Raw genomic sequence first — 24,111 nt, forward strand, 5'->3', positions numbered from 1 at the left:
GCTGACGGGTCCAGTCCGCCTGGTCGAGATCAACCTGCGTCAGTGGCAGATCCCCCATCAGCGCCCGGGTGGCCGTCTGCACCAGGACCGCCCTTGGCTGGCTGTCGACCAGCATGTGGCGGATCCGTTCGGCTGGATAGTCGGGGTCCAGCGGCACATAGGCACCACCGGCCTTGAGGATCGCCAGCAGGCCGACCACCAGCGACAGCCCGCGCTCGACACAGATCGCCACCCGGTCGTCGGGCCGCACACCCAGCGCGATCAGGTGATGGGCCAGGCGGTTGGCCTGGGCATTGAGCTGCTCATAACTGAGTTCACCCTGCTCGGCGCTGAGCGCAACGGCCTCGGGCCTGCGCAAGGCCTGGGCCTCGAACAGTTCCTGGAGGGTCCGATTCAGGTCGTGGGGCTGCGCCGTGCGGTTGAAGTCGTGCACCAGCTGATCGCGTTCCTCGCCCGACAGCACTGGTAGTTGCAGCAGCGCTTGCCGTGGCTGATGGGCCAAGGCCTCGGCCATGGCCTCCAGCACCCGGCGCATCTGCTCGCAGACACGCGCGGCGCCGACCGCCGCCGGGGCCAGGGTGACCAGGCGGAAACGCTCGCCAATATCGTCCACGCTCAGGCTCAGCGGATAGTTGCTGCGCTCGTTGCTGTCGAGGGTCTCGATGCCTTGCAGGGCCTGGCGCTGCTCCTCGTCCGCCTGGCTGCCGTGGCGGTAGTTGAGCATCGCGCTGAACAGCGGCGCCGGGGCCGGCACGCCGCTGCAACGTTGGGCCAGGGCCAGCGAGGCATGTTCATGGGCGAGCAAGGCGCTCAGGCGCTGCTGGGTCTGACGCACAGCGTCCTGCAGGTTGATGCCTGCAAGGTCCAGGCGCAGCGGCAAGGTGTTGATGAACATGCCCAGCGCCTGGTCCGCTCCCGCGCCGCCTTCCAGGCGACCGAGCAGCACGGTGCCGAATACCACGCTGTCACGGTCGCTGGCGGCGGCCAGCAAGCGGGCGTAGGCCAGGTGGAACAGGCTGGCGACGCTGATGCCCAGCTGCCGGGCCTGCTGACGCAGAGCGGTGGCCAGGGGTTCGTCCAGCCACAGCTGGGCCTCTTCGATACCGAGCCCATCGACCTGCACATCACTCAGGCCGAACGGCAGGGTCGGCTCGTCGATATCCCCCAACTGCTCGCGGAAGAACGCCTCGTGCTCGGCCTGGCTGACGCCCAGCCGCGCCTGGGCCACGTAGTTGCGGTACGGCGCGCCCTGTTCGGCGGGCACCGACGCACCTTGCAGATAACCGACCAGTTCCCGGCCGAGCACATCCAGCGCGGTATGGTCGAGGACGATATGGTGGAACTGCAGCACAGCCTGCCGTCCGGCGCCCTGCGCGTCCGGCCAGTGGTACAGGCGCACCAGTGGCGCCTGATCCAGGGCCAAAGCGTGGGGCACCGCTGCCTCTTCAGCCACCTCGAGCAACGCCAGGTCAGCCTGGCGCCAGACCACTTGCAATGCCTGCGGCAGGCCGTCCCACAGCACTGAAGTACGCAGCACGTCATGACGGGCGATGACCTTGCCCAGCGCATCGACGAAGGCGTACAGCCGGTCACGGCTGGTGAAGGCCATGCGCGACTGCAGCACATAGGGATCGTGCTCCGGCGAGCTGAGGTGGTGGTAAAGGATGCCTTCCTGCAACGGCGCCAGCGGGTAGATGTCCTGCACGTTGGCCGCGCCGCCCGGCACCGTGGCGACGATGCGCTCGATGGCAGCCGGTTCAAGGTCCACCAGTGGCAGCATGTCCGGAGTGATCCGGGTGCAGCCGGCCGGGATCCGGTTGGCCGGCACCTCGACCTGGCGGCCATGGCCCAGGGTCGCCGCCAACGCCGCTACCGTCGGCTGGCCGAACAACGTGCGCACGTCGGCCTGCAGGCCGGCATGGCGCAGGCGCGCGGTGAGGCTTACCGCCAGCAGCGAGTGGCCGCCGAGTTCGAAGAAGTTGTCGTGGCGACCGACCTGTTCGATGCCCAGGACTTCAGCCCAGATCGCGGCCATCGCCTCCTCGGTCGCGCCGATTGGGGCGACATAGACCTCGCGTGCCACCGCCGAAGGATCAGGGTCCGGCAGCGCCTTGCGGTCCAGCTTGCCGTGGCGGGTCAGTGGCAACTCGTCCAGGCGGACGAAGGCTTGCGGTATCAAGTGGCCAGGAAGGCGGGTTTGCAGGCCTTGGCGCAAGGTGTCGAGATCGACCACGGCAGCTTCGGTGAACCAGGCCAGCAGGCGTTCGTTGCGCACCAGTACCACGGCATCCGCGATACCCGACTGAGCCTTCAGCGCGGCCTCGATCTCGCCCAGCTCGACCCGCACGCCACGGATCTTCACCTGGTCGTCATTGCGGCCCTGGTAGTCCAGCGTGCCGTCGGCATTCCAGCGCACCAGATCGCCCGTGCGGTACATCCGGCCGCCGTTGAACGGATCGTCGACAAAGCGCTCGGCGGTCAGTTCAGGACGGTTGAAGTAACCTCGGGCGACCTGCGCACCACCGATGTACAACTCGCCTATCACACCCACCGGTACGGGTTGGCGTTGCTCGTCCAACACATAGACGCAGGTGTTGGCGGTCGGCTTGCCGATATGCAGCGCACCGCCCGGTTGAAGTTGCCCCGACGTCGCCACCACGGTGGTTTCGGTCGGGCCATAGTTGTTGACCAGCGCAAAGCCCGGGTCACGGTCGAACTGGCGCAGGCGATCACCGCCGACCAGCAGCGTGCGCAGGGTCGGGTGCTGGCGTTCGCGGCGCAGCGCCTGCTCGGCGACCGGTGTCGGCAGGAAGCTCACGTGCAGCGGCTGCTCCAGCCACCAGTCGAGCAGTTCATCGACATGCTCGCCGCCGATGGACGCCGGCGGCAGGTGCAGCACCGCCCCGGTGCACAGGGCCGGCCAGGCTTCCCAGGCCATGGCGTCGAAGCCGAAGCCGGCGACGCTGGAGGTGTCGCTGCCTGCGCCCAGATCGAAGGCCTGGCAATGCCAGTGGATCAGGTTGGCCAGGGTGCGGTGCTCGACCATCACCCCCTTGGGCTGGCCGGTGGAGCCGGAGGTGTAGATCACATAGGCCAGCTGATTCTCGTCCAGCCCCACAACCACTGGGTTGCTGGCAGGTTGGTCGGCACAGGCATCAGCATCCAGAACAGCCTTGGCCACATCCCCTGCCAACGCTTCGGTGGCCGATTCGACCAGCACCAGCGCCGGCGCACTATCGCTGAGCAGATAGGTAATCCGCTCCGACGGATAACCCGGATCGACCGGCACATACGCCGCGCCGGCCTTGAGCACGGCCAGCATCGCCACCATCCGTTGCGGACCACGTTCCAGGCACAGTGCCACGCGATCCCCCAGGACCACGCCACGCTCGATCAGGTGATGAGCCAGGCGGTTGGCACGCTGGTTGAGCTCGCCGTAGCTCAGGCCCAGTTCACCCTGTACAACGGCCAATGCTTCGGGCGATTGAGCCTCGACCAACGCGTGCACGGTCTGCCCTTGCGGGTAGTCCACGGCCGTGGCATTGAAACCTTCAAGCACCTGGCCTCGCTGCGCACCGTCGAGGATGGGCAGCCTGTCGACCTGCGCCGCGCCACCCTGCTCCAACGCCTGGATCAATTGGCTCACGGCAGCGGTCATCCAACCTGCGACCCGTTCGGCACCAATCCCCAACTGGGCCAGCACGCTGAGGCTGAAGCCTTCCCCGTGGTCGTCCACGCTCAGGGTCAGCGGGTAATTGCTGCGTTCTTCACCGCCCAGCTGATGCATGCCCTGGAACCCTGAAGCATCCACACCGGCCTTATCCGTCGGGCTGTGACGGTAGTTGAGCAAGGCACTGAATAGCGGCGCCGAGGCCGGCACGCCGCTGCAACGCTGGGCCAACGCCAATGACGCATGCTCATGCCCGAGCAGCGCCGACAGCCGCTGGTGGGTGGCCTGCACCGCGGCGCGGGTGCCCTTGGCGGTGTCGATGCGCAGCGGCAAGGTATTGATGAACACCCCCAGCGCCCGGTCGGCGCCCTCGCCGCCTTGCAGGCGGCCCATCAGCACGGTGCCGAACACCACGTCGCGACGCCCCGCCAGCACACCCACCACGCGTGCCCAGGCCAGGTGCATCAGGCTCGCGGCGCTGACCCCAAGGGCCCTTGCCTGCTCGCGCACCCGGCGCGACAAGGCCGGATCCAGCGGCAGGCGCGACTCCTCGATATCGCGCCCGTCGCCCTGCACATCGGCCAGGCCCATCGGCAGGGTGGGCTCGTCGACATCGCCGAGCATGTCGCGGAAGAACGCCTCGTGCCCCGCCTCGGCGGCGCCCAGGCGTACCTGGGCCACGTAGGTGCGGTACGGCACGGGCGCGCTCAACAGGTGCTGGCGACCGGAGAGAATCGCCTGCAGCTCGTGGACGATCACCTCCATCGCCGTGTGGTCCAGGGCCAGGTGGTGGAAGTGCAGGACGGCCACCACCCGCTGCAGGGCCGGGTCCAAGGCGTACGTCAGGCGCAGCAGCGGCGCCTGGGTCAGGTCCAGGCGTTGCAGGCGGGCATCGAAGTGCGCGTGCAACCGCTCGATCACCGCCTCTTCGCCGAGCCCGGTGACTTCGTTGACTGCAAGCTGGGCCTGGCGCCAGACCACCTGCACCGGCTCGCCCAGCCCTTCCCAGACCACCGAGGTGCGCAGGATGTCGTGGCGGTCAATGACCTGTTGCAGGGCTTCGGCGCAGGCCTGCAACCGATCCAGGCTGTCGAAGGCAAGGCGGGTCTGCAATAGGTATGGGTCACCCTGCTCGGCACTGAGGTGGTGGAAGAGGATGCCTTCCTGAAGCGGCGCCAACGGGTAGATTTCCTGCACGTTGGCCGGCCCCCCCGGCACGGTGGCGACGATACGATCGATGCTGGCCTGGTCCAGGTCGATCAGGCTGAGCATGTCCGGGGTGATCTGCGTCGCACCTTGCGGCACACGGTTCTCAGGCACTGCCACTTCACGCCCGGAGCCAACAGCAGCCGCCAGCGCAGCCAGGGTCGGCTGGGCGAACAGCACGCGCACGTCGGCATCCAGGCCGGCCTTGCGCATGCGCTCGATCAGGCTCACCGCGAGCAGCGAATGGCCGCCCAGCTCGAAGAAGTGGTCATGGCGACCAACCTGCTCGACCTTGAGCACTTCGGCCCAGATCGCGGCCAGCGCGGTTTCGATCTCACCTTGCGGCGCCTCGAAGGCACGGCTGACCAGCGCCTCGCTGCCCGGCTGCGGCAAGGCGCGGCGGTCAAGCTTGCCGTTGGCGGTCAGCGGCAGCGCATCCAGCTGTACATAGGCCGACGGCAACATGTAGTCCGGCAGTTGGCCTTGCAGTTGCTGGTGCAGTTCGGCAATTGCCTGATGGCCAGTGAAATAGGCCACCAGGCGCTTATCGCCCGGCGCGTCCTCCCGCACGATCACGGCGGCATCGCGAACCCCCGGACACTCGCCCAGACGCGCCTCGATCTCGCCCAGTTCGATACGGAAGCCACGCAGCTTGACCTGCTGGTCGGCACGGCCCAGGTAACGCAGGGTACCGTCGGCCTGCCAGCTCACCAGGTCGCCGCTGCGGTACATCGTGCCGCCGTTGAACGGATCAGGCAGGAAGCGCTCAGCCGTCAGTTCCGGCTGGCCCAGGTAGCCCAGGGCCACGCCGTCACCGGCGATATACAACTCGCCCACCGCCCCCACTGGCAGCAGTTGCTGGCGGGCATCGAGCACATAGCAGCGGCTGTTACCGATCGGCTTGCCAATCGGGATGCTGCCCTCGCCCACCACGGTGATTTCGTGGGTGGTGCTGAAAGTAGTGGCCTCGGTCGGGCCGTAGCCATTGAGCAGGTGTTGCGGCGCACCATCGCGCAGTACCCGGGCGATCACCGCCGGGTCCAGCACATCGCCACCGACCATCAGGTAGCGAAGCGCTCGGAACGCTGGCAGCAGGTCGTCGGCGAACTGGTGGAACAGGCCGGCGGTCAGCCACAGTACGGTGACGCCCTGCTCCAGCAGCACTTCGCGCAGGCCCTGGCGCGACAGGACCGTGTCCTGGTCGATCACCACCACCGCGCCGCCGTTGAGCAGTGGCGCCCAGACTTCCAGGGTGCTGGCGTCGAACGCCGGGTTGGAGGCGAAGGCCACGCGGTCCTGGCTGTTGAAATCGGCAAAGCCGTTGTTGATCACCAGGCGCACGATGGCCCGGTGCGGCACCTGCACGCCCTTCGGCGTGCCGGTGGAGCCAGAGGTGTACATGATGTACGCCACGCTGCCGGCGTCCACCGCCAGGCCCAGCGGCGCATCGGTATATCCGCTCAGGTCGAGGCGGTCGAGTTCGACCCGGCGCGCGCCCTCCACTTGCGGCTGGTCGCTGTGGGTCAACAGCAGTCGCGCCTGGCTGTCGGCCACCATGAACGTCTGGCGCTCGGCCGGGGCGTTGCCGTCCAGCGGCACGAACACCGCCGCGCATTTGCTCACCGCCAGCTGGGCCGCCAGCAGGTCGAACGAACGTGGCAGCAGCAAGGCTACCCGGTCACCCGCTTGTACGCCCTGCTCCAGCAGGTACCCGCCCAGCCGGTTGGCCTGCCGGTCGAGCGCCTGGTAGCTCCAGCGCCGCGTGCCATGGGCCACCGCCAGCGCATCCGGGCAGGCCTTGGCCTGCGCCTCGAACAGGGCATGCACGGGCAGGTCGCGGGGATAGTCGCGACGGGTCGCGTTGAACTGCCGCGCCACGCGCTCGCGCTCGGCGTCCGGCAAGGCGTTGATACCGTTCAACGGCGCCGCCGGCGTGTCCGCCAGGGTATCGGCCAACCGCGCCAGGGCCGTCTGCAGCAGCTGGCAGACCAGTGCCCCCTCCACTTGCGGCACCGCCTGCACGGTCAGGATGAAACCGTCACCCAGGTCGTCGACGCTGACCACCAGCGGGTAGTTGCTGCGCTCATGGGCGGCCAGCAGTTCGATGCCCTGCCAAGCCTGTGCGCGCTGCGCCCCGGTCGCCGCGCTGTGGCGGTAGTTGAGCAGGCTGGTGAACAGCGCCTGGGAGGCCGGCACACCGCTGCAACGCTGAGCCAGGGCCAGGGACGCTTGCTCGTGGGCCAGCAGACGCGCCAGACGCTGATGGGTCAGGCGCACGCCGTCGACCACGTCCATCCCGCCCACGCTGACCCGCAATGGCAAGGTGTTGATGAACATGCCCAACGCGCGCTCGGCGCCCTCGCCGCCCTGCAGGCGACCGAGCAGCACGGTGCCGAACACCACTTCCTCGCGGCCGGACAGTTGCGCCAGCACCTGCCCCCAGGCCTGGTGCACCAGGCTGGCGACGCTGATGCCCAGCAACCGTGCCTGCTGACGCAGGCGCAGGGCCAGTGGCTCATCCAGGCGCTCGCGGTGGTCGAGCACGTGGCTGCCGTCGCCCCGCGCCCCGCGCAGGCCGAACACTTCGGTCGGCTCGTCGATATCGCCGAGCAGTTCGCGGAACAGTGCCTCCTGCGCCTGGCTGTCGTCGCGCAGGCGAGCCTGGGCCACATAGTTGCGGTAAGGGACGCTGTCACCCTCGGGCATGCGCCCCAGCAGCGCGTCGCCGACCTCGGCCACCAGCAGCTCCATGGCGGCGTGGTCGAGGAGGATATGGTGCAGCAGCAGGGTCGACTGCAAGCGGCCCTTTTCCACCTGGCGGCTCAGGTGCATCAATGGTGCGCGGCCCAGGTCCAGGCGCGGGCTGTCCAGTGCCGGCTCAAGGTCCAGGCGCGCCTCGCGCCAGACCACCTGCACCGCTTCGTCGAGCCCCTGCCAGTGCACGCTGGTGCGCAGGATGTCGTGGCGGGCGATGACCTGGTTCAGCGCCGCGACGAAGGCCTCCAGCTCGGTCTGGCCGGCGAAGGCGAAGTTCAGTTGCAGTACGTAGGGGTCGACCTCGGCGCTGGCCAGGTGGTGGTAGAGAATGCCCTGCTGCAACGGCGCCAGGGCGTACAGGTCCTGGATGTTGGCCGCGCCGCCGGGGATTCTCTGCACCAGGCTGTCGAGCGCGGCCTGCTCCACCGTCGCCAACGGCAGCATGTCGGGGCTGATGCGTGTGCAGCCCGCCGGGATACGGTTGGCCGGCACCTCCAGCGTCACCTCGCCGCCCACCGCCGCCGCCAGCGCGGCCAGGCTCGGCTGACCGAACAGCACCCGCACATCCGCCGCGAGGCCGGCTTGGCGCATGCGCGCGGTCAGGGTCACGGCCAGCAACGAGTGGCCGCCGAGCTCGAAGAAGTTGTCATGACGACCGACCCGGTCCACGCCCAGCAGTTCGCTCCACAGCTGCGCCAGCAGGGTCTCGACTTCGCCTTGCGGCGCCTCGTAGACCTGCTGCGTGGCTTCCGGCTGTGGCAGCGCCTTGCGGTCGAGCTTGCCGTTGGGGCTCAGCGGCAGCGCCTCGAGGTAGGTGAACGAAGCCGGCACCATGAACTCCGGCAACTGGCCCAGCAGCGCTGCGCGCAGCGTGTCCGGCGCCTGCCGGGCACCGGTGTAGTACGCCACCAGGCGCTGCTCGCGGGCCAGCACCACCGCCTCCTTGACCCCTTCGATACGGGTCAGGCAGGCCTGGATTTCGCCCAGTTCGATGCGCAGGCCGCGGATCTTCACCTGGTCGTCGTTGCGCCCGAGGTACTCCAGGTTGCCATCGGCCAGGTAGCGGGCCAGGTCGCCGGTGCGGTACATCCGGCCACCGGTCCTGAGCGAGAACGGATCATCAAGGAAGCGTTCGGCGGTCAGTTGCTCGCGGTTGAGATACCCCCGCGCCACCTGCACGCCACCGATATACAGCTCGCCGGCCACGCCCACCGGTACCGGCTCGCCCTGGGCGTCCAGGACGTACAGCGCGGTATTGGCGATCGGCTTGCCGATCGGCGTGTTGTCCGGTGCCGTCACGCAGTGCCAGGCGCTGACATCCACCGCCGCCTCGGTCGGGCCGTACAGGTTGTGCAGCTCGACCGTCGGCAGCTGTGCGTGGAAACGCCGTACCAGGCTGCCGGGCAAGGCCTCGCCGCTGCACAGCACGCGCTTGAGCTGGTGCGGCAGGACTTGGCCATGGGCGAGGAACACATCGAGCATCGACGGCACGAAGTGCAAGGTGCTGACCTGCTCTTCACGGATAACCTCGCGCAGGTACTCGGGGTCACGATGTCCTCCAGGGCGTGCCATCACCAGACGGGCGCCGGTCTGCAGCGGCCAGAGGAACTCCCACACCGATACGTCGAAGCTGAACGGGGTTTTCTGCAACACCACGTCACCGGCGCCCAGCCGGTAGGCGTCCTGCATCCACAGCAGGCGGTTGACCACCCCGGCGTGCTCGTTCATCACGCCCTTGGGCAGGCCGGTGGAGCCGGAGGTGTAGATCACATAGGCCAGGTGTCGCGGGGTCAGCCCGGGCACCTGTGGGGCCTGCGCCGGCTGCGCCTGCCAGGTTGGCCGGTCGAGGTCGATCAACGTCGCCCGACTCGCCTGCGGCACGTCGCGGGTGGCGCCGTGCACCAACACCGCCCGCGGCGCGCTGTCATCGAGCATGTGACGGATGCGCTCGGCCGGGTAGTCCGGGTCGACCGGGACGTAGGCGCCGCCGGCCTTGAGGATGGCCAGCAAGCCGACCACCATCGACAGGCCGCGTTCGACGCAGATCGCCACGCGATCGTCGGGTTTTAACCCCAGCGCAATCAGGTGATGGGCCAGGCGGTTGGCCTGCTCGTCGAGCTGGCGATAGGTCAGCTCGCCTTCCTCGGACTTCACTGCAATGGCCTGCGGCATGCGTCGCACCTGGGCCTCGATCATGCCGTGCAGGGTCTGCTCCAGGTCGTACGCCACCGTCGTGTCGTTGAAATCGACCAGCACCTGGCGCCGCGCCTCGGCATTGAGCACCGGCAACCGGTTCAGCGCCTGCTGCGGCTGTTGCTCAAGCGCCAGCAACAGGCCGTCCAGCACCTGCAGCATCTGCGCGCAGACCCGCTGCGCGCCCACCTGGGCCGACACCTGCACGCCCAGGCGCAGGCCATCGCCGAAGTCATCGACGTTCAGGCTCAGCGGGTAGTTGGTGCGCCCTTCGCTGCCCAGGGTCTCGATCCCCTCCCAGGCCTGTGGCTGCGGCGCGGCGCGGGTGCTCTGGCGGTAGTTGAGCATGGCGCTGAACAGCGGCAGCGGCGCGGCCACCTGGCTGCAGCGCTGGGCCAGGGCCAGCGAGGCGTGCTCGTGGACCAGCAGCGCCGACAGCTCGCGGTGGGTGGCCAGCACGCCGTCGCGCACGCCCAACCCGTCCAGCTCGACCCGCAACGGCAGGGTGTTGATGAACATGCCCAGTGCCCGCTCGCTGCCCTCGCCGCCCTGCAGGCGGCCCAGCAACACGGTGCCGAACACCACGCGGCCCTTGCCGCAGGCCACCGCCAGCAGGCGCGCCCATGCCAGGTGCACCAGGCTTGCGGTGCTCACCCCCAGCTGTCGAGCCTGGTCGCGCAGGCGAGCATAGCGGGCGCCCTCGAACGCTACCTCGGCCTCATCGAGGGCGCGGCCATCGCCTTGCACCTCGCGCAGGCCGAACGGCAGGCTCGGCTCGTCGATATCGCCCAGGCGGTCGCGGAAGAACGCCTCGTGCTCGGCCTCGCTGACGCCAAGGCGCGCCTGGGCCACATAGTTGCGGTACGGTACCGAGGCCGGCAACGGCTCGCTCTGCCCCAGCAGGTAGCTGCGCAGTTCGGCCTGCACCGCCTGCATGGCGATATGGTCGAGCACGATATGGTGGAACTGCAGCACCGCCTCGACCCGCTGGCTGCCCGGCTCGGTGCGGTGCAGCAGGCGGATCAGCGGCGCCTGACCAAGGTCCAGGCGCGCCAGGTGGGCGTCGTCGAGCGGCGCCAATTGCAGCGGCGCCTGGCGCCAGACCACCTGCACCGGTTGCGGCAGACCGTCCCAGAGCACTGCGGTGCGCAGGATGTCATGCCGGGCGATGACCTGCTCCAGGGCCTGGGCGAACGCCTGCAGACGCGCCGGGCTGTCGAAGCGCAGCCGCGCGCGCAGGGCATAGGGATCGGCGCCTACGGCGCTCAAGTGCAGGTAGAGGATGCCCTCCTGCAACGGCGCCAGGGGGTAGATATCCTGGACATTGGCCGCACCACCCGGCACTGCGGCGGCGATACGCTCGATGGCGGCCGGCTCCAGACTCACCAGCGGCAGCATGTCCGGGGTGATCTGGGTGCAACCCGCCGGGATCCGGTTGGCCGGCACTGTCACCGCGCCACCCTGGCCCAGGGTGGCCGCCAGCGCTGCCACGCTCGGCTGGCCGAACAGGGTGCGTACATCCACCTGCAGGCCGGCCTGGCGCAGGCGCGCGGTCAAGGTTACGGCCAGCAGCGAGTGACCGCCCAGTTCGAAGAAGTTGTCGTGTCGCCCTACCCGCTCCACGCCCAGCAGTTGCGACCAGATCTCGGCCAGCAGCACCTCGGTCTCGCCCTGTGGCGCCTCGTACTGGCGCGCCTGCAGGTCCGGCAACGGCAGCGCCTTGCGGTCGAGCTTGCCGTTGGGGGTCAGCGGCCAGCTGTCGAGGTGGATGAACAGCGCCGGCACCATGTACTCCGGCAACCGCGCCAGCAATGCCTGACGCAGCGCGTCGGCCGGCTGCGGCTCGCCACGGTGGTAGGCGACCAGGCGATCACCGCCGTGTGGATGCCGCTGGACCAGCACCAGGGCCTCACGCACGCCGGCCAAGCGGTTCAGGCAGGCCTCGATCTCGCCCGGCTCGATGCGCAGCCCGCGCAGCTTGATCTGGTGGTCGGTGCGACCCAGGAACGTCAGGCTGCCATCGGCTGCCTGGCGTACCAGGTCGCCGCTGCGGTACAGGCGCTCACCCTCGACGAACGGGCTGGCGATGAAGCGTTCGGCCTGTTGCTCCGGCAACCCCAGGTAGCCACGCGCCACCCCGGCGCCGCCGATATGCAGCTGGCCGGCGACGCCCCAGGGTACCGGCTGGTCGTGGGCATCGAGGACGTACAGGCAGGTGTTGTCGATGGGGTGGCCAATCGGCAACGCGCCAAATGGAATCGGTTGTCCGGGTTCCAGGGTCCAGACGCTGCAGTCGACCGTGGTTTCGGTGGGACCGTAGACGTTGTGCAGGCGCACTTGCGGCAAACGCTGGCGAACCTGCCGGGCCAAGGCCTCGGTCAACTCGCCGCCGCCGCAGACGATATCGGTCAGGCTGGCGCAGGCGGCGCTGTCGTCCTGGTCGAGGAACTGCTGCAACAATGCGGGCACGAATTGCACCACGCCGACCTGCTGCTGGCGGATCAGCCCGGCCAGGTACTGCGGGTCGCGCTGGCCATCCGGCTTGGCCAGCACCAGGCGCAGCCCGCTGCACAGCGGCCAGAACAGCTCCCACACCGAGGCGTCGAAGCTCACCGGGGTCTTGTGCAGCACCGCGCCGCCGGCCGGGAACCGGCGCGCACTCCAGTGCACCAGGTTGGCCAGGTTGCGGTGCTCGACCATCACCCCCTTGGGCAGGCCGGTGGAACCAGAGGTGTAGATCACATAGGCCAGGTGCGCGCCGTTAAGCCCGGGCACCCGCGGGTCGCTGTCCGGCTGTCCGGCCCAGCTCGGTTGATCGAGATCGACCTGCGGCAACGCCGCTTCGCCGACCAGCGTCCGCGTGCCTCGTTGCACCAGCAGCACTCGCGGCTGACTGTCGGCGAGCATGTGGCCGATACGATCTGCCGGGTAATCCGGGTCCAGCGGCACATAGGCCCCGCCGGCCTTGAGGATGGCCAGCAGGCCGACCACCAGCGACAGGCCGCGCTCGACACAGATCGCCACCCGGTCGTCAGGCTGCACGCCCAGCGCGATCAGGTGGTGGGCCAGGCGGTTGGCCTCGGCGTTGAGCTGGCGATAGCTCAGTTGTCCTTCCTCCGACTGCACCGCGACCGCCTCGGGATCGCGCGCCACCTGCTGCTCGAACAATGCCTGGATGGGCTGTTCGACATCACCGGCCTGGGCCGTCGCGTTCCAGGCCTGCAACAGATGCCCACGCTCATCGTCCGGCAATACCGGGACCGACAGCAGCGCGTGCCGTGGCTGAGCCTCCAGACCTTCCACCATGCCCTGCAGCACGTGCCGCATTTGCCCGCAGATCCGCTGGGCGCCAACGCTTGCCGGGGTCATCGCCACCAGACGGAAGCCTTCCCCCATGTCATCCACGCTCAAGCTCAGTGGATAGTTGCTGCGCTCCTGGCCATCGAGGAACTCGATGCCCTGCCACTGCTGGCGCCGATCTTCGCTCGCCGCCTGGCCATGGCGGTAGTTGAGCATGGCGCTGAACAGCGGCGCCGGGGCCGGCACGCCACTGCAACGCTGGGCCAGTGCCAGCGACGCGTGCTCATGCACCAGCAAGGCACTCAGGCGCTGCTGGGTCAGGCGTAAGGCGTCCTGCAGGTCGAGGCCTGCAAGGTCCAGGCGCAGCGGCAAGGTGTTGATGAACATGCCCAGGGCCCGCTCGGCGCCCTCGCCGGCCTCCAGGCGGCCCAGCAACACGGTGCCGAACACCACACGATCGGTGCCGCTGACGGCAGCCAGCAGGCGGGCGAAGGCCAGGTGGAACAGGCTGGCGGGGCTGATGCCCAGCTGCCGGGCCTGTTGCCGCAGCCGCGCGGCCAGGGTTTCGTCCAGCCACAGCCAGGCTTCCTCGACGGCCTGACCGTCGCCCTGTACATCGCTCAGGCCGTAGGGCAGCGTCGGCTCGTCGATATCGCCCAGTTGCGCACGGAAGAACGCCTCGTGCTCGGCTTGGCTGACGCCCAGGCGCGCCTGGGCCACATAGTTGCGATAAGGCACCGGGGCCTGCACCGGCGCGGCGCTGCCCTGCAAGTAGCCCAGCAACTCAGCGCCGATGATCTCCAGGGCGGTGTGATCGAGGACAATATGGTGGAACTGCAATAGCGCCTCGATGCGCTCGCTGCCGGTCACGCCGCTATACAGCAGGCGGATCAGCGGTGCCCGGGCCAGGTCGAGGCGTTGCAGGTCTTGCCCATCCAACGGCGCGACCAGCAGCGGCGCCTCGCGCCAGACCACCTGCAACGGTTGCGCCAGGCCTTCCCAGAGCACGGCGGTACGCAGCACGTCATGACGGCTGATGGCCTGGCGCAAGGCCCTGGCGAACGCCTCCAGGCGTGCCGGGCTGTCGAACGCCATGCGCGACTGCAGCACATAGGGATCGTGCTCCGGCGAGCTGAGGTGGTGGTAAAGGATGCCCTCCTGCAACGGCGCCAGTGGGTAGATGTCCTGCACGTTGGCCGCGCCGCCCGGCACCGTGGCGACGATGCGCTCGATGGCAGTCGGTTCAAGGTCCACCAGTGGCAGCATGTCCGGAGTGATCCGGGTGCAGCCGGCCGGAATCCGGTTGGCCGGCACTTCGACCTGGCGGCCATGGCCCAGGGTCGCCGCCAACGCCGCTACCGTTGGCTGGCCGAACAACGTGCGCACGTCGGCCTGCAGGCCGGCCTGGCGCAGGCGCGCGGTGAGGCTTACCGCCAGCAGCGAGTGGCCGCCGAGTTCGAAGAAGTTGTCGTGGCGACCGACCTGTTCGATGCCCAGGACTTCAGCCCAGATCGCGGCCATCGCCTCCTCGGTCGCGCCGATTGGGGCGACATAGACCTCGCGTGCCACCGCCGAAGGATCAGGGTCCGGCAGCGCCTTGCGGTCCAGCTTGCCGTGGCGGGTCAGTGGCAACTCGTCCAGGCGGACGAAGGCTTGCGGTATCAAGTGGCCAGGAAGGCGGGTTTGCAGCCCTTGGCGCAGGGTGTCGAGATCGACCACGGCGGTTGCTGTGAACCAGGCCAGCAGGCGTTCGTTGCGCACCAGTACCACGGCATCCGCGATACCCGGCTCAGCCTTCAGCGCGGCTTCGATCTCGCCCAGCTCGACCCGCACGCCACGGATCTTCACCTGGTCGTCATTGCGGCCCTGGTAGTCCAGCGTGCCGTCGGCATTCCAGCGCACCAGATCGCCCGTGCGGTACATCCGGCCGCCGTTGAACGGATCGTCGACAAAGCGCTCGGCGGTCAGTTCAGGACGGTTGAAGTAACCTCGGGCGACCTGCGCACCACCGATGTACAACTCGCCAATCACACCCACCGGTACAGGCTGGCGCTGCTCATCCAACACATAAACGCGGGTGTTGGCGGTCGGCTTGCCGATATGCAGCGCACCGCCCGGTTGCAGTTGCCCCGACGTCGCCACCACGGTGGTTTCGGTCGGGCCATAGTTGTTGACCAGCGCAAAGCCCGGATCACGGTCGAACTGGCGCAGGCGATCACCGCCGACCAGCAGCGTGCGCAGGGTCGGGTGCTGGCGTTCGCGGCGCAGCGCCTGCTCGGCGACCGGTGTCGGCAGGAAGCTCACGTGCAGCGGCTGCTCCAGCCACCAGTCGAGCAGTTCATCGACATGCTCGCCGCCGATGGACGCCGGCGGCAGGTGCAGCAACGCCCCGGCGCACAGCGCCGGCCAGGCTTCCCAGGCCATGGCGTCGAAACCGAAACCGGCGACGCTGGAGGTATGGCTGCCCTCGCCTAGCGCGAACGCCTGGCAATGCCAGTGAATCAGGTTGGCCAGGGTGCGGTGCTCGACCATCACCCCCTTGGGCTGGCCGGTGGAACCGGAGGTGTAGATGACATAGGCCAACTGATGCGCGTCCAGCCCTGCAACCACAGGGTTGCTGGCCGCCTGGTCGAGCCAGTCATCGCCATCCATCAAGACTTTAGCTACATCGCCGACCAAGGCTTCGGTGGTCGATTCGACCAGCACCAGCGCTGGCGCGCTGTCGCTGAGCAGATAGGCAATCCGCTGCGCCGGATAGCCCGGATCGACCGGCACATACGCCGCGCCGGCCTTGAGCACGGCCAGCATCGCCACCATCCGTTGCGGACCACGTTCCAGGCACAGCGCCACACGGTCGCCCAAGACCACGCCACGCTCGATCAGGTGATGAGCCAGGCGGTTAGCACGCTGGTTGAGCTCGCCGTAGCTCAGACGCAACTCACCCTGTACAACGGCCAATGCTTCAGGCGCTTGGGCCTCGACCAGCGCGTGCACGGTCTGCCCTTGCGAATAGGCCTCGGCTGTTGCGTTGAAGTCCTCCAGCACCTGGCGCGAAGCTTCGTCATCCAGCATCGGCAAGGCTTCGACCACTTGCCCCGGGCACTGCTGCAGGGCCTGCACCAATTGGCCGAGAGTATTGACCATCCAGCCGCCGATCTGCGCCGCCGGCAGCCCTTCGGCGGCCAGCACGCTCAAGCTGAAGCCCTCACCCAGGTCGTCGACGCTCAGGGTCAGCGGGTAGTTGCTGCGCTCCTCGCCACCCAGCAGGCGCACGCCCTGCCAGATGCCCTCACCGTCGCGAGCGACACCCTCGGTACTGTGGCGGTAGTTGAGCAAGGCACTGAACAATGGCGCCGAAGCAGCCACGCCGCTGCAACGCTGGGCCAGCGCCAGGGGCGCGTGCTCGTGACCAAGCAGGGCCGACAATCGCTTATGGGTGAGGCGCAGCGCCTGGTCCACCGGCAACGCGGTATCCACCCGCAATGGCAGGGTGTTGATAAACATGCCGAGCGCCCGGTCGGCGCCCTCGCCTGCTTGCAGGCGGCCCATCAGCACGGTGCCGAACACCACGTCACCGCGCCCCGCCAGCACGCCCACCACGCGAGCCCAGGCCAGGTGCACCAGGCTGGCGGCGCTGACGCCGCGCTGCCGCGCTTGCTCACGCAACCCATGGGCCAGGGTGGCCGGCAGCAGCAGCGCGGCATGTTCGACCTGCCCCCCGTCCCCCTGCACATCGGCCAGGCCATACGGCAGGGTCGGCTCGTCGATATCACCCAGTTGCGCACGGAAGAACGCCTCGTGGCCGGCCTGATCGTCGCCCAGGCAAACCTGGGCGACATAATTGCGATACGGCACCGCTGCATGCAGCGTGGTGCCACGTCCGTCCAGCAGCGCCTGCATCTCCTCGCCGACCACGGCCATGGCGGCGTGGTCGAGGGTCAGGTGGTGGAACTGCAGCAGGGCTACCCACTCGCCCTGGCGCGGATCCTCGGCATAGGCAAGGCGCAGCAAGGGCGCCCGGGTCAGGTCCAGACGCTGCTGACGGGCATCGAAACGGGCCTGCAGTTGCTCGATCACCGCCGCTTCGCCCAGTCCGGTGACCTCACTGACTGCCAGCTGGGCCTGGCGCCAGACCACCTGCACCGGCTCGCCCAGCCCTTCCCAGACCACCGAGGTGCGCAGGATGTCGTGGCGGTCGATGACCTGTTGCAAGGCCTCGGCCCAGGTACGCAGCCGCTCCAGGCTGTCGAAGGCCAGGCGCGACTGCAGCAGGTACGGGTCGCCCTGCTCGGCGCTAAGGTGGTGGTAGAGAATGCCCGATTGCAACGGCGCCAGCGGGTAGATTTCCTGGACGTTGGCCGCACCACCCGGCACGCTGGCGACGATGCGGTCGATGCTGGCCTGGTCCAGCTCGATCAGGCTGAGCATGTCCGCGGTGATCTGCGTCGCACCTTGCGGCACACGGTTCTCAGGCACTGCCACTTCACGCCCCGAACCCACCGCCGCCGCTAGCGCCGCCAGCGTCGGCTGGGCGAACAGCACGCGCACGTCGGCATCCAGCCCGGCCTTGCGCATACGCTCGATCAGGTTCACCGCCAGCAGCGAGTGGCCACCGAGTTCGAAGAAGTGGTCATGGCGACCAACCTGCTCGACCTTGAGCACTTCGGCCCAGATCGCGGCCAGCGCGGTTTCGATCTCACCTTGCGGCGCCTCGAAGGCACGGCTGACCAGCGCCTCACTGCCCGGCTGAGGCAAGGCGCGGCGGTCGAGCTTGCCGTTGGCGGTCAGCGGCAGCGCATCCAGGCGCACATAGGCCGACGGCAGCATGTAGTCCGGCAGCACGCCTTGCAGACGCTCATGCAGCTCGCCGATGGTCGGCACCTGGCCGGTGAAGTAAGCGACCAGGCGCCTATCGCCCGGCGCGTCCTCCCGCACGATCACGGCGGCATCGCGAACCCCCGGACACTCGCTCAGACGCGCCTCGATCTCGCCCAGCTCGATACGGAAGCCACGCAGCTTGACCTGCTGGTCGGCACGGCCCAGGTAACGCAGGGTACCGTCGGCCTGCCAGCTCACCAGGTCGCCGCTGCGGTACATCGTGCCGCCGTTGAACGGATCGGGCAGGAAGCGCTCAGCCGTCAGTTCCGGCTGGCCCAGGTAGCCCAGGGCCACGCCGTCACCGGCGATATACAACTCGCCCACCGCCCCCACTGGCAGCAGTTGCTGGCGGGCATCGAGCACATAGCAGCGGCTGTTGCCGATCGGCTTGCCAATCGGGATGCTGCCCTCGCCCACCACGGTGATTTCGTGGGTGGTGCTGAAAGTAGTGGCCTCGGTCGGGCCGTAGCCATTGAGCAGGTGTTGCGGCGCGCCATCGCGCAGTACCCGGGCGATCACCGCCGGGTCCAGCACATCGCCACCGACCATCAGGTAGCGAAGCGCTCGGAACGCTGGCAGCAGGTCGTCGGCGAACTGGTGGAACAGGCCGGCGGTCAGCCACAGCACGGTGACGCCCTGCTCCAGCAGCACTTCGCGCAGGCCCTGGCGCGACAGCACCGTGTCCTGGTCGATCACCACCACCGCGCCGCCGTTGAGCAGTGGCGCCCAGACTTCCAGGGTGCTGGCGTCGAACGCCGGGTTGGAGGCGAAGGCCACGCGGTCCTGGCTGTTGAAATCGGCAAAGCCGTTGTTGATCACCAGGCGCACGATGGCCCGGTGCGGCACCTGCACGCCCTTCGGCGTGCCGGTGGAGCCAGAGGTGTACATGATGTACGCCACGCTGCCGGCGTCCACCGCCAGGCCCAGCGGCGCATCGGTATATCCGCTCAGGTCGAGGCGGTCGAGTTCGACCCGGCGCGCGCCCTCCACTTGCGGCTGGTCGCTGTGGGTCAGCACCAGCCGCGCCTGGCTGTCGGCCACCATGAACGCCTGGCGCTCGGCCGGGGCGTTGCCGTCCAGCGGCACGAACACCGCCGCGCATTTGCTCACCGCCAGCTGGGCCGCCAGCAGGTCGAACGAACGAGGCAGCAGCAAGGCCACCCGATCGCCAGCCCGCACGCCCTGTTCGAGCAGGAAATAGGCCAGGCGATTGGCCTGGGCCTCGAGCTGGGCGAAGGTCCATCGACGCTGACCCTGGACCACCGCCAGCGCATCCGGCGAATTCACGGCCTGGGCCTCGAACAATCGGTGCACGGCCAGTTCACGCGGATATTCACGCGCCGTGGCGTTGAACTGCCGCAGGACGCGTTCGCGCTCTGCTTCCGGCAGGCGATGGAGGCTATTCAGCGCGCTCCTCGGCGTCTGTTCCAACGCCGTGACCAGTTGCAACAGCGCCATGCGCAGCAGCTGGCAGACCCGACCACCGTCCACGGGGGCCACGGCCTGCACCGTCAGTCTGAAGTCATTACCGTAATCGTCGACACTGACCACCAGCGGATAGTTGCTGCGCTCTTGCGCGCTCAGCAGTTCGATCCCGTCCCAAGCTGGCCCCTCGGCCGGTTTACCGGCACTGTGGCGATAGTTCAGCAAGCTGGTGAACAGCGCCCGGGACGCCGGTACGCCACTGCAACGCTGGGCCAGGGCCAGGGACGCCTGTTCGTGCGCCAGCAGGCGCGCCAGGCGCTGATGGGTCAGGCGGACCCCGTCGGCTACGCCCGCAGCCCCCACGCTGACCCTCAGCGGCAAGGTATTGATGAACATGCCCAGCGCCCGGTCGGCGCCCTCGCCGCCCAGCAGGCGACCAAGCAGCACGGTGCCGAACACCACGTCCTCGCGGCCGGACAACTGCGCCAGCACCTGGCCCCAGGCCTGGTGCACCAGGCTGGCGACGCTGACCCCGAGCGCCCTGGCCTGGCCACGCAGACGAGCCCCCAGTTCCGGCTCCAGCGGCTGGCGGCTTTCACTGACCAGGCCCGTATCGACCTGGGCCTCGCGCAAACCGAACACCTCGGTCGGTTCGTCGATATCGCCCAGCAGCTCGCGGAACAGCGCCTCGTCGGCCTGCGGGTCGGCGCCCAGACGCGCCTGGGCCACGTAGTTGCGGTACGGCACGCTGTCCGGCAGCGCCGTCTGCCCTTGCAGCAAGGTACCGATTTCGGCCACCAGCTGCTCCACGGCAGTGTGGTCGAGGAGGATATGGTGCAGCAGCAGGGTCGCCTCCAGGTGACCGGCCTGGACCTGGCTGCTCAGGCGCAACAGTGGCGCCTGCCCCAGGTCGAGCCGCAGTGTCTCCAGCGCCGGGCTCGGCACCAGCGGCGCCTCGCGCCAGACCACCTGCACCGCCTCGTCCAGGCCCTGCCAGTGCAGGCTGGTGCGCAGGATATCGTGGCGGGCGATGACCTGGTTCAGCGCCGCAACGAACGCGTCCAGCTCGGCCTGACCGGCAAAGGCGAAACGCGCCTGCACCACGTAGGGGTCGGCGCCTTCGCTGGCCAGGTGATGGTAGAGAATGCCCTGCTGCAACGGCGCCAGGCCGTAGATGTCCTGGACATTTTCCACGCCGCCGGGGATCTGGCGCACCAGCGCATCGATGGCGTCCTGGTCGAGGCTGGCCAGGGGCAGCATGTCCGGAGTGATCCGCGTGCAATCGACGGGGATGCGGTTGGCCGGCACGGCGACAGTCGCCCGAGCACCCACCGACGCCGCCAGCGCCGCCAGTGTGGGCTGGCTGAACAGCACCCGCACATCGGCTTGCAGCGCCTGCTGGCGCATGCGTTCGACCAGACGCACCGCCAGCAGCGAATGGCCGCCCAATTCAAAGAAGTTGTCGTCACGCCCCACCGCCTCGACACCGAGCAGATCCGTCCAGATCGCCGCCAGGGCGGTCTCGACCGGCCCCTCGGGAGCCTGGTACTGCCGCATCGGTGCTTCGGGCGCCGGCAGGGCCTTGCGGTCGACCTTGCCATTGGGCGTCAACGGCATGGCCTCGAGGTGAATGAACAGCGCCGGCACCATGTACTCGGGCAATTGGCCCAGCAGATGCTCACGCAGGTCTTGCGCGACCTGGGCCTGACCGCTGTGGTAGGCCACCAGGCGTGGGCCGCTGTGCGGATGCTCGTGAACCAGCGCCAGCGCCTCGCGCACGCCAGGCAGGCGGTTCAGGCAGGCCTCGATCTCGCCCGGTTCGATGCGCAGGCCGCGCAGCTTGATCTGGTGGTCGTTTCGGCCAAGGAACGCAAGGCTCCCGTCCGCGCGCTGACGCACCAGGTCACCGCTGCGGTACAGGCGCTCACCCTTGACGAACGGACTCTCGATAAAGCGCTCGGCCTGCTGCCCTGCCAGGCCCAGATAGCCCCGCGCCACCCCCGCGCCACTGATGTGCAGGTGCCCGGCCACGCCCCACGGCAGTAGCTGGTCGGCGTCGTCCAGGACGTACAGACGGGTATTGTCGATGGGCCGGCCGATCGGCAGTGCGCCGTGGGGCACAGGTTGTCCTGGCTCCAGGGTGAAGACAGTGCAGTCGACCGTGGTTTCGGTGGGTCCGTAGACGTTGTGCAGGCGCACCTGAGGCAAGCGCTCGCGCACCTGGCGTGCCAGGGATTCGGTCAGCTCACCGCCACCGCAGACGATATCGGTCAGGCTGGCGCACTGCGCGCTACGCGTCTGCTCGACGAACTGCTGCAACAGCGCCGGCACGAACTGCACCACGCTGACCTGCCGTTCAATGATCTCCCGTGCGACATAATCCGCGTCGCGCTGGCCGTCCGGTCGCGCCAGCACCAGACGCAACCCGCTGCCCAGCGGCCAGAACAGCTCCCACACCGAGGCGTCGAAACTGATCGGCGTCTTGTGCAGCAGCGCGCCGTCGGCGCGGGTCGGGCACAGCCCCGCGGCCCAGCGCACCAGGTTGACCACGCTGCGGTGCTCGACCATCACCCCCTTTGGCATTCCGGTGGAGCCAGAGGTGTAGATCACATAGGCCAGGTGCCGTGGGGTGAGCCCGGTCACCCGTGGGCAGGTGGCCGGCAAGGCTTCCCAGGTCGGCTGGTCGAGGTCGATCCGTGGCACCGCCACCTCGCCCGGTACCTCGCGGGTAGCGCTGTGGACCAGCACCGCCAATGGCGCGCTGTCTTCGAGCATATGACGGATACGCCCGGCCGGGTAACCCGGGTCGAGCGGCACGTAGGCGCCACCGGCCTTGAGGATGGCCAGCAGGCCAACCACCATCGAAACGCTGCGTTCGACGCAAATCGCCACCCGGTCGTCGGGCTTGACCCCGAGTTCGATCAGATGGTGGGCCAGGCGGTTGGCCTGCTCGTCGAGTTGCCGATAGCTCAGTCGCTCGCCATCGGTCTCCACCGCGACGGCTTCGGGGCGCAGCTGCGCCTGGTGTTCGAACAGGGCGTGCAGCGGCAGGTCCAGGTCATGGTCGACCGCCGTGTCATTGCAGTCCACCAGCAGGTGATGGCGTTCCTCGACGGTCAGCACCGGCAGGTCCAGCAATGGCCGCTCGGGCTGCTGTTCGAGCGCTTCCACCACCCCTTCAAATACCTGCCGCAACTGCCCACACAAGCGCTCTGCGCCCCACTCGGCAAGGGCTTGGACCGTCAGGCGCAGGTCCTCGCCGAGGTCGTCGACGGCCAGGTTCAAGGGGTAGTTGGTGCGCTCCTCGGCCCCCACCACATCAATGCCCGGCGCCACCGCGATCACCTCGGCCGCATCGCCCGCCGCACTGTGGCGGTAGTTGAGCATGCTGTTGAACAGCGGCGTCGGCGCCACCACGCCGCTGCAGCGCTGGGCCAGGGCCAGGGGCGCCTGCTCATGGCCGAGCAACGCCGTCAGTTGTCGATGGGTGACCAACAGCGCCTCACGCACACCCTGCCCGCACAGGTCGACGCGCAGTGGCAAGGTGTTGATGAACATGCCCAGGGCCTGTTCAGCGCCCTCACCCGCCGCCATACGCCCGAGCAGCACACTGCCGAACACCACCGACTCGCGTCCGGACAGCGCCCCAAGCAGGCGCGCCAGCCCCAGGTGCATGATGCTCGCCGGGCTCACGCCGAGCAGCCGGGCCTGGGCCCGCAGGCGCTGGCTAAGGCTGGAAGCCAGGGTCAGCCTGGCTTCCTCCATGGCCTGGCCGGCCACCTCCTGGATACCGAAGGCCAGGGTCGGCTCGTCGATATCGGCGAGCATGGCGCCGAAGAAGGCCTCATGGGCCTGTTCATCCTGGGCCTGCCGACTTCTGGCCAGCAGGTCGCGGAACGGCACCGGGGCCGGCAGTCGCTCACCTTCACCCGTCAGGTAGGCCTGGATCTCGCGGCGCACGATATCCAGCCCGGTGTGATCCATGACGGTGTGATGGAACAGCAGCAAGGCCATTACCTCGCCGTCGCGGGTCTGGGCATGCACCAGGCGCAGTAGCGGCGCCTGGCCCAGGTCCATGCGGTAGTGATGAGTGTCGAAACGCGCCCGCAACTGGCCCCGTACATCCTCGTCGCCGTTCAGCTCGACGGCCTCGCAGACCAGCGGCGCCTTGCGCCACACCACCTGCAGCGGCTGGTCGAGGTATTCCCAGGCCAGCGCCGTGCGCAGGATGTCATGGCGCTGGATCACCCAGTCGAGGGCCTCGGCGAACGCCTGCAGGCGCTCGGGGCTGGCGAAGCGCAGTTGGGCCTGCAGCACATAGGGGTCGCCATCGGCCGCCGTGAGGTGGTGGTAGAGCATGCCCTCCTGCAGCGGCGCCAGCGGGTAGATATCCTGCAGGTTGGCCGCGCCGCCGGGCACAGTGGCAACAATGCGGTCGATGGCCGCCTGGTCGAGACCAGCCAGGGGCAGCATCTCGGGCGTGATGCGCAACGCCGGGCTCAACCATCCATGATCCAGGCCGGCAAGCATCTGCAAGAGCGCCGGCTTGTGGGCCGCCAACGCGTCCCACAGGGCGTCATCGAGCGTGTCTTCATCGCCTTCGACGATCAGGTCGGCCTCCTCGCGCTGGAGTCGGATCGCACGGGTGGAGAGCGCTGCCATGAGTTCGCTGAAGAGCATTG

Annotated in this window: 1 protein-coding gene (running past one end of the window); it reads right to left on the reverse strand. The window is 68.5% G+C overall.

Features of this window, described 5'->3' with window-relative positions:
- On the reverse strand, positions 1–24,109 hold the 5' portion of the coding sequence (locus tag K5H97_RS15385; protein ID WP_222577990.1) for a non-ribosomal peptide synthase/polyketide synthase. The gene continues 1,349 nt to the left of window position 1, outside the view; 24,109 of the gene's 25,458 nt are visible here — the first part of the coding sequence; its start codon is at positions 24,107–24,109; its stop codon lies off the left edge, out of view.
- Between the last annotated feature and the right edge of the window lie 2 nt (positions 24,110–24,111).

This window comes from Pseudomonas mosselii (assembly GCF_019823065.1).
GTDB lineage: Bacteria > Pseudomonadota > Gammaproteobacteria > Pseudomonadales > Pseudomonadaceae > Aquipseudomonas > Aquipseudomonas mosselii.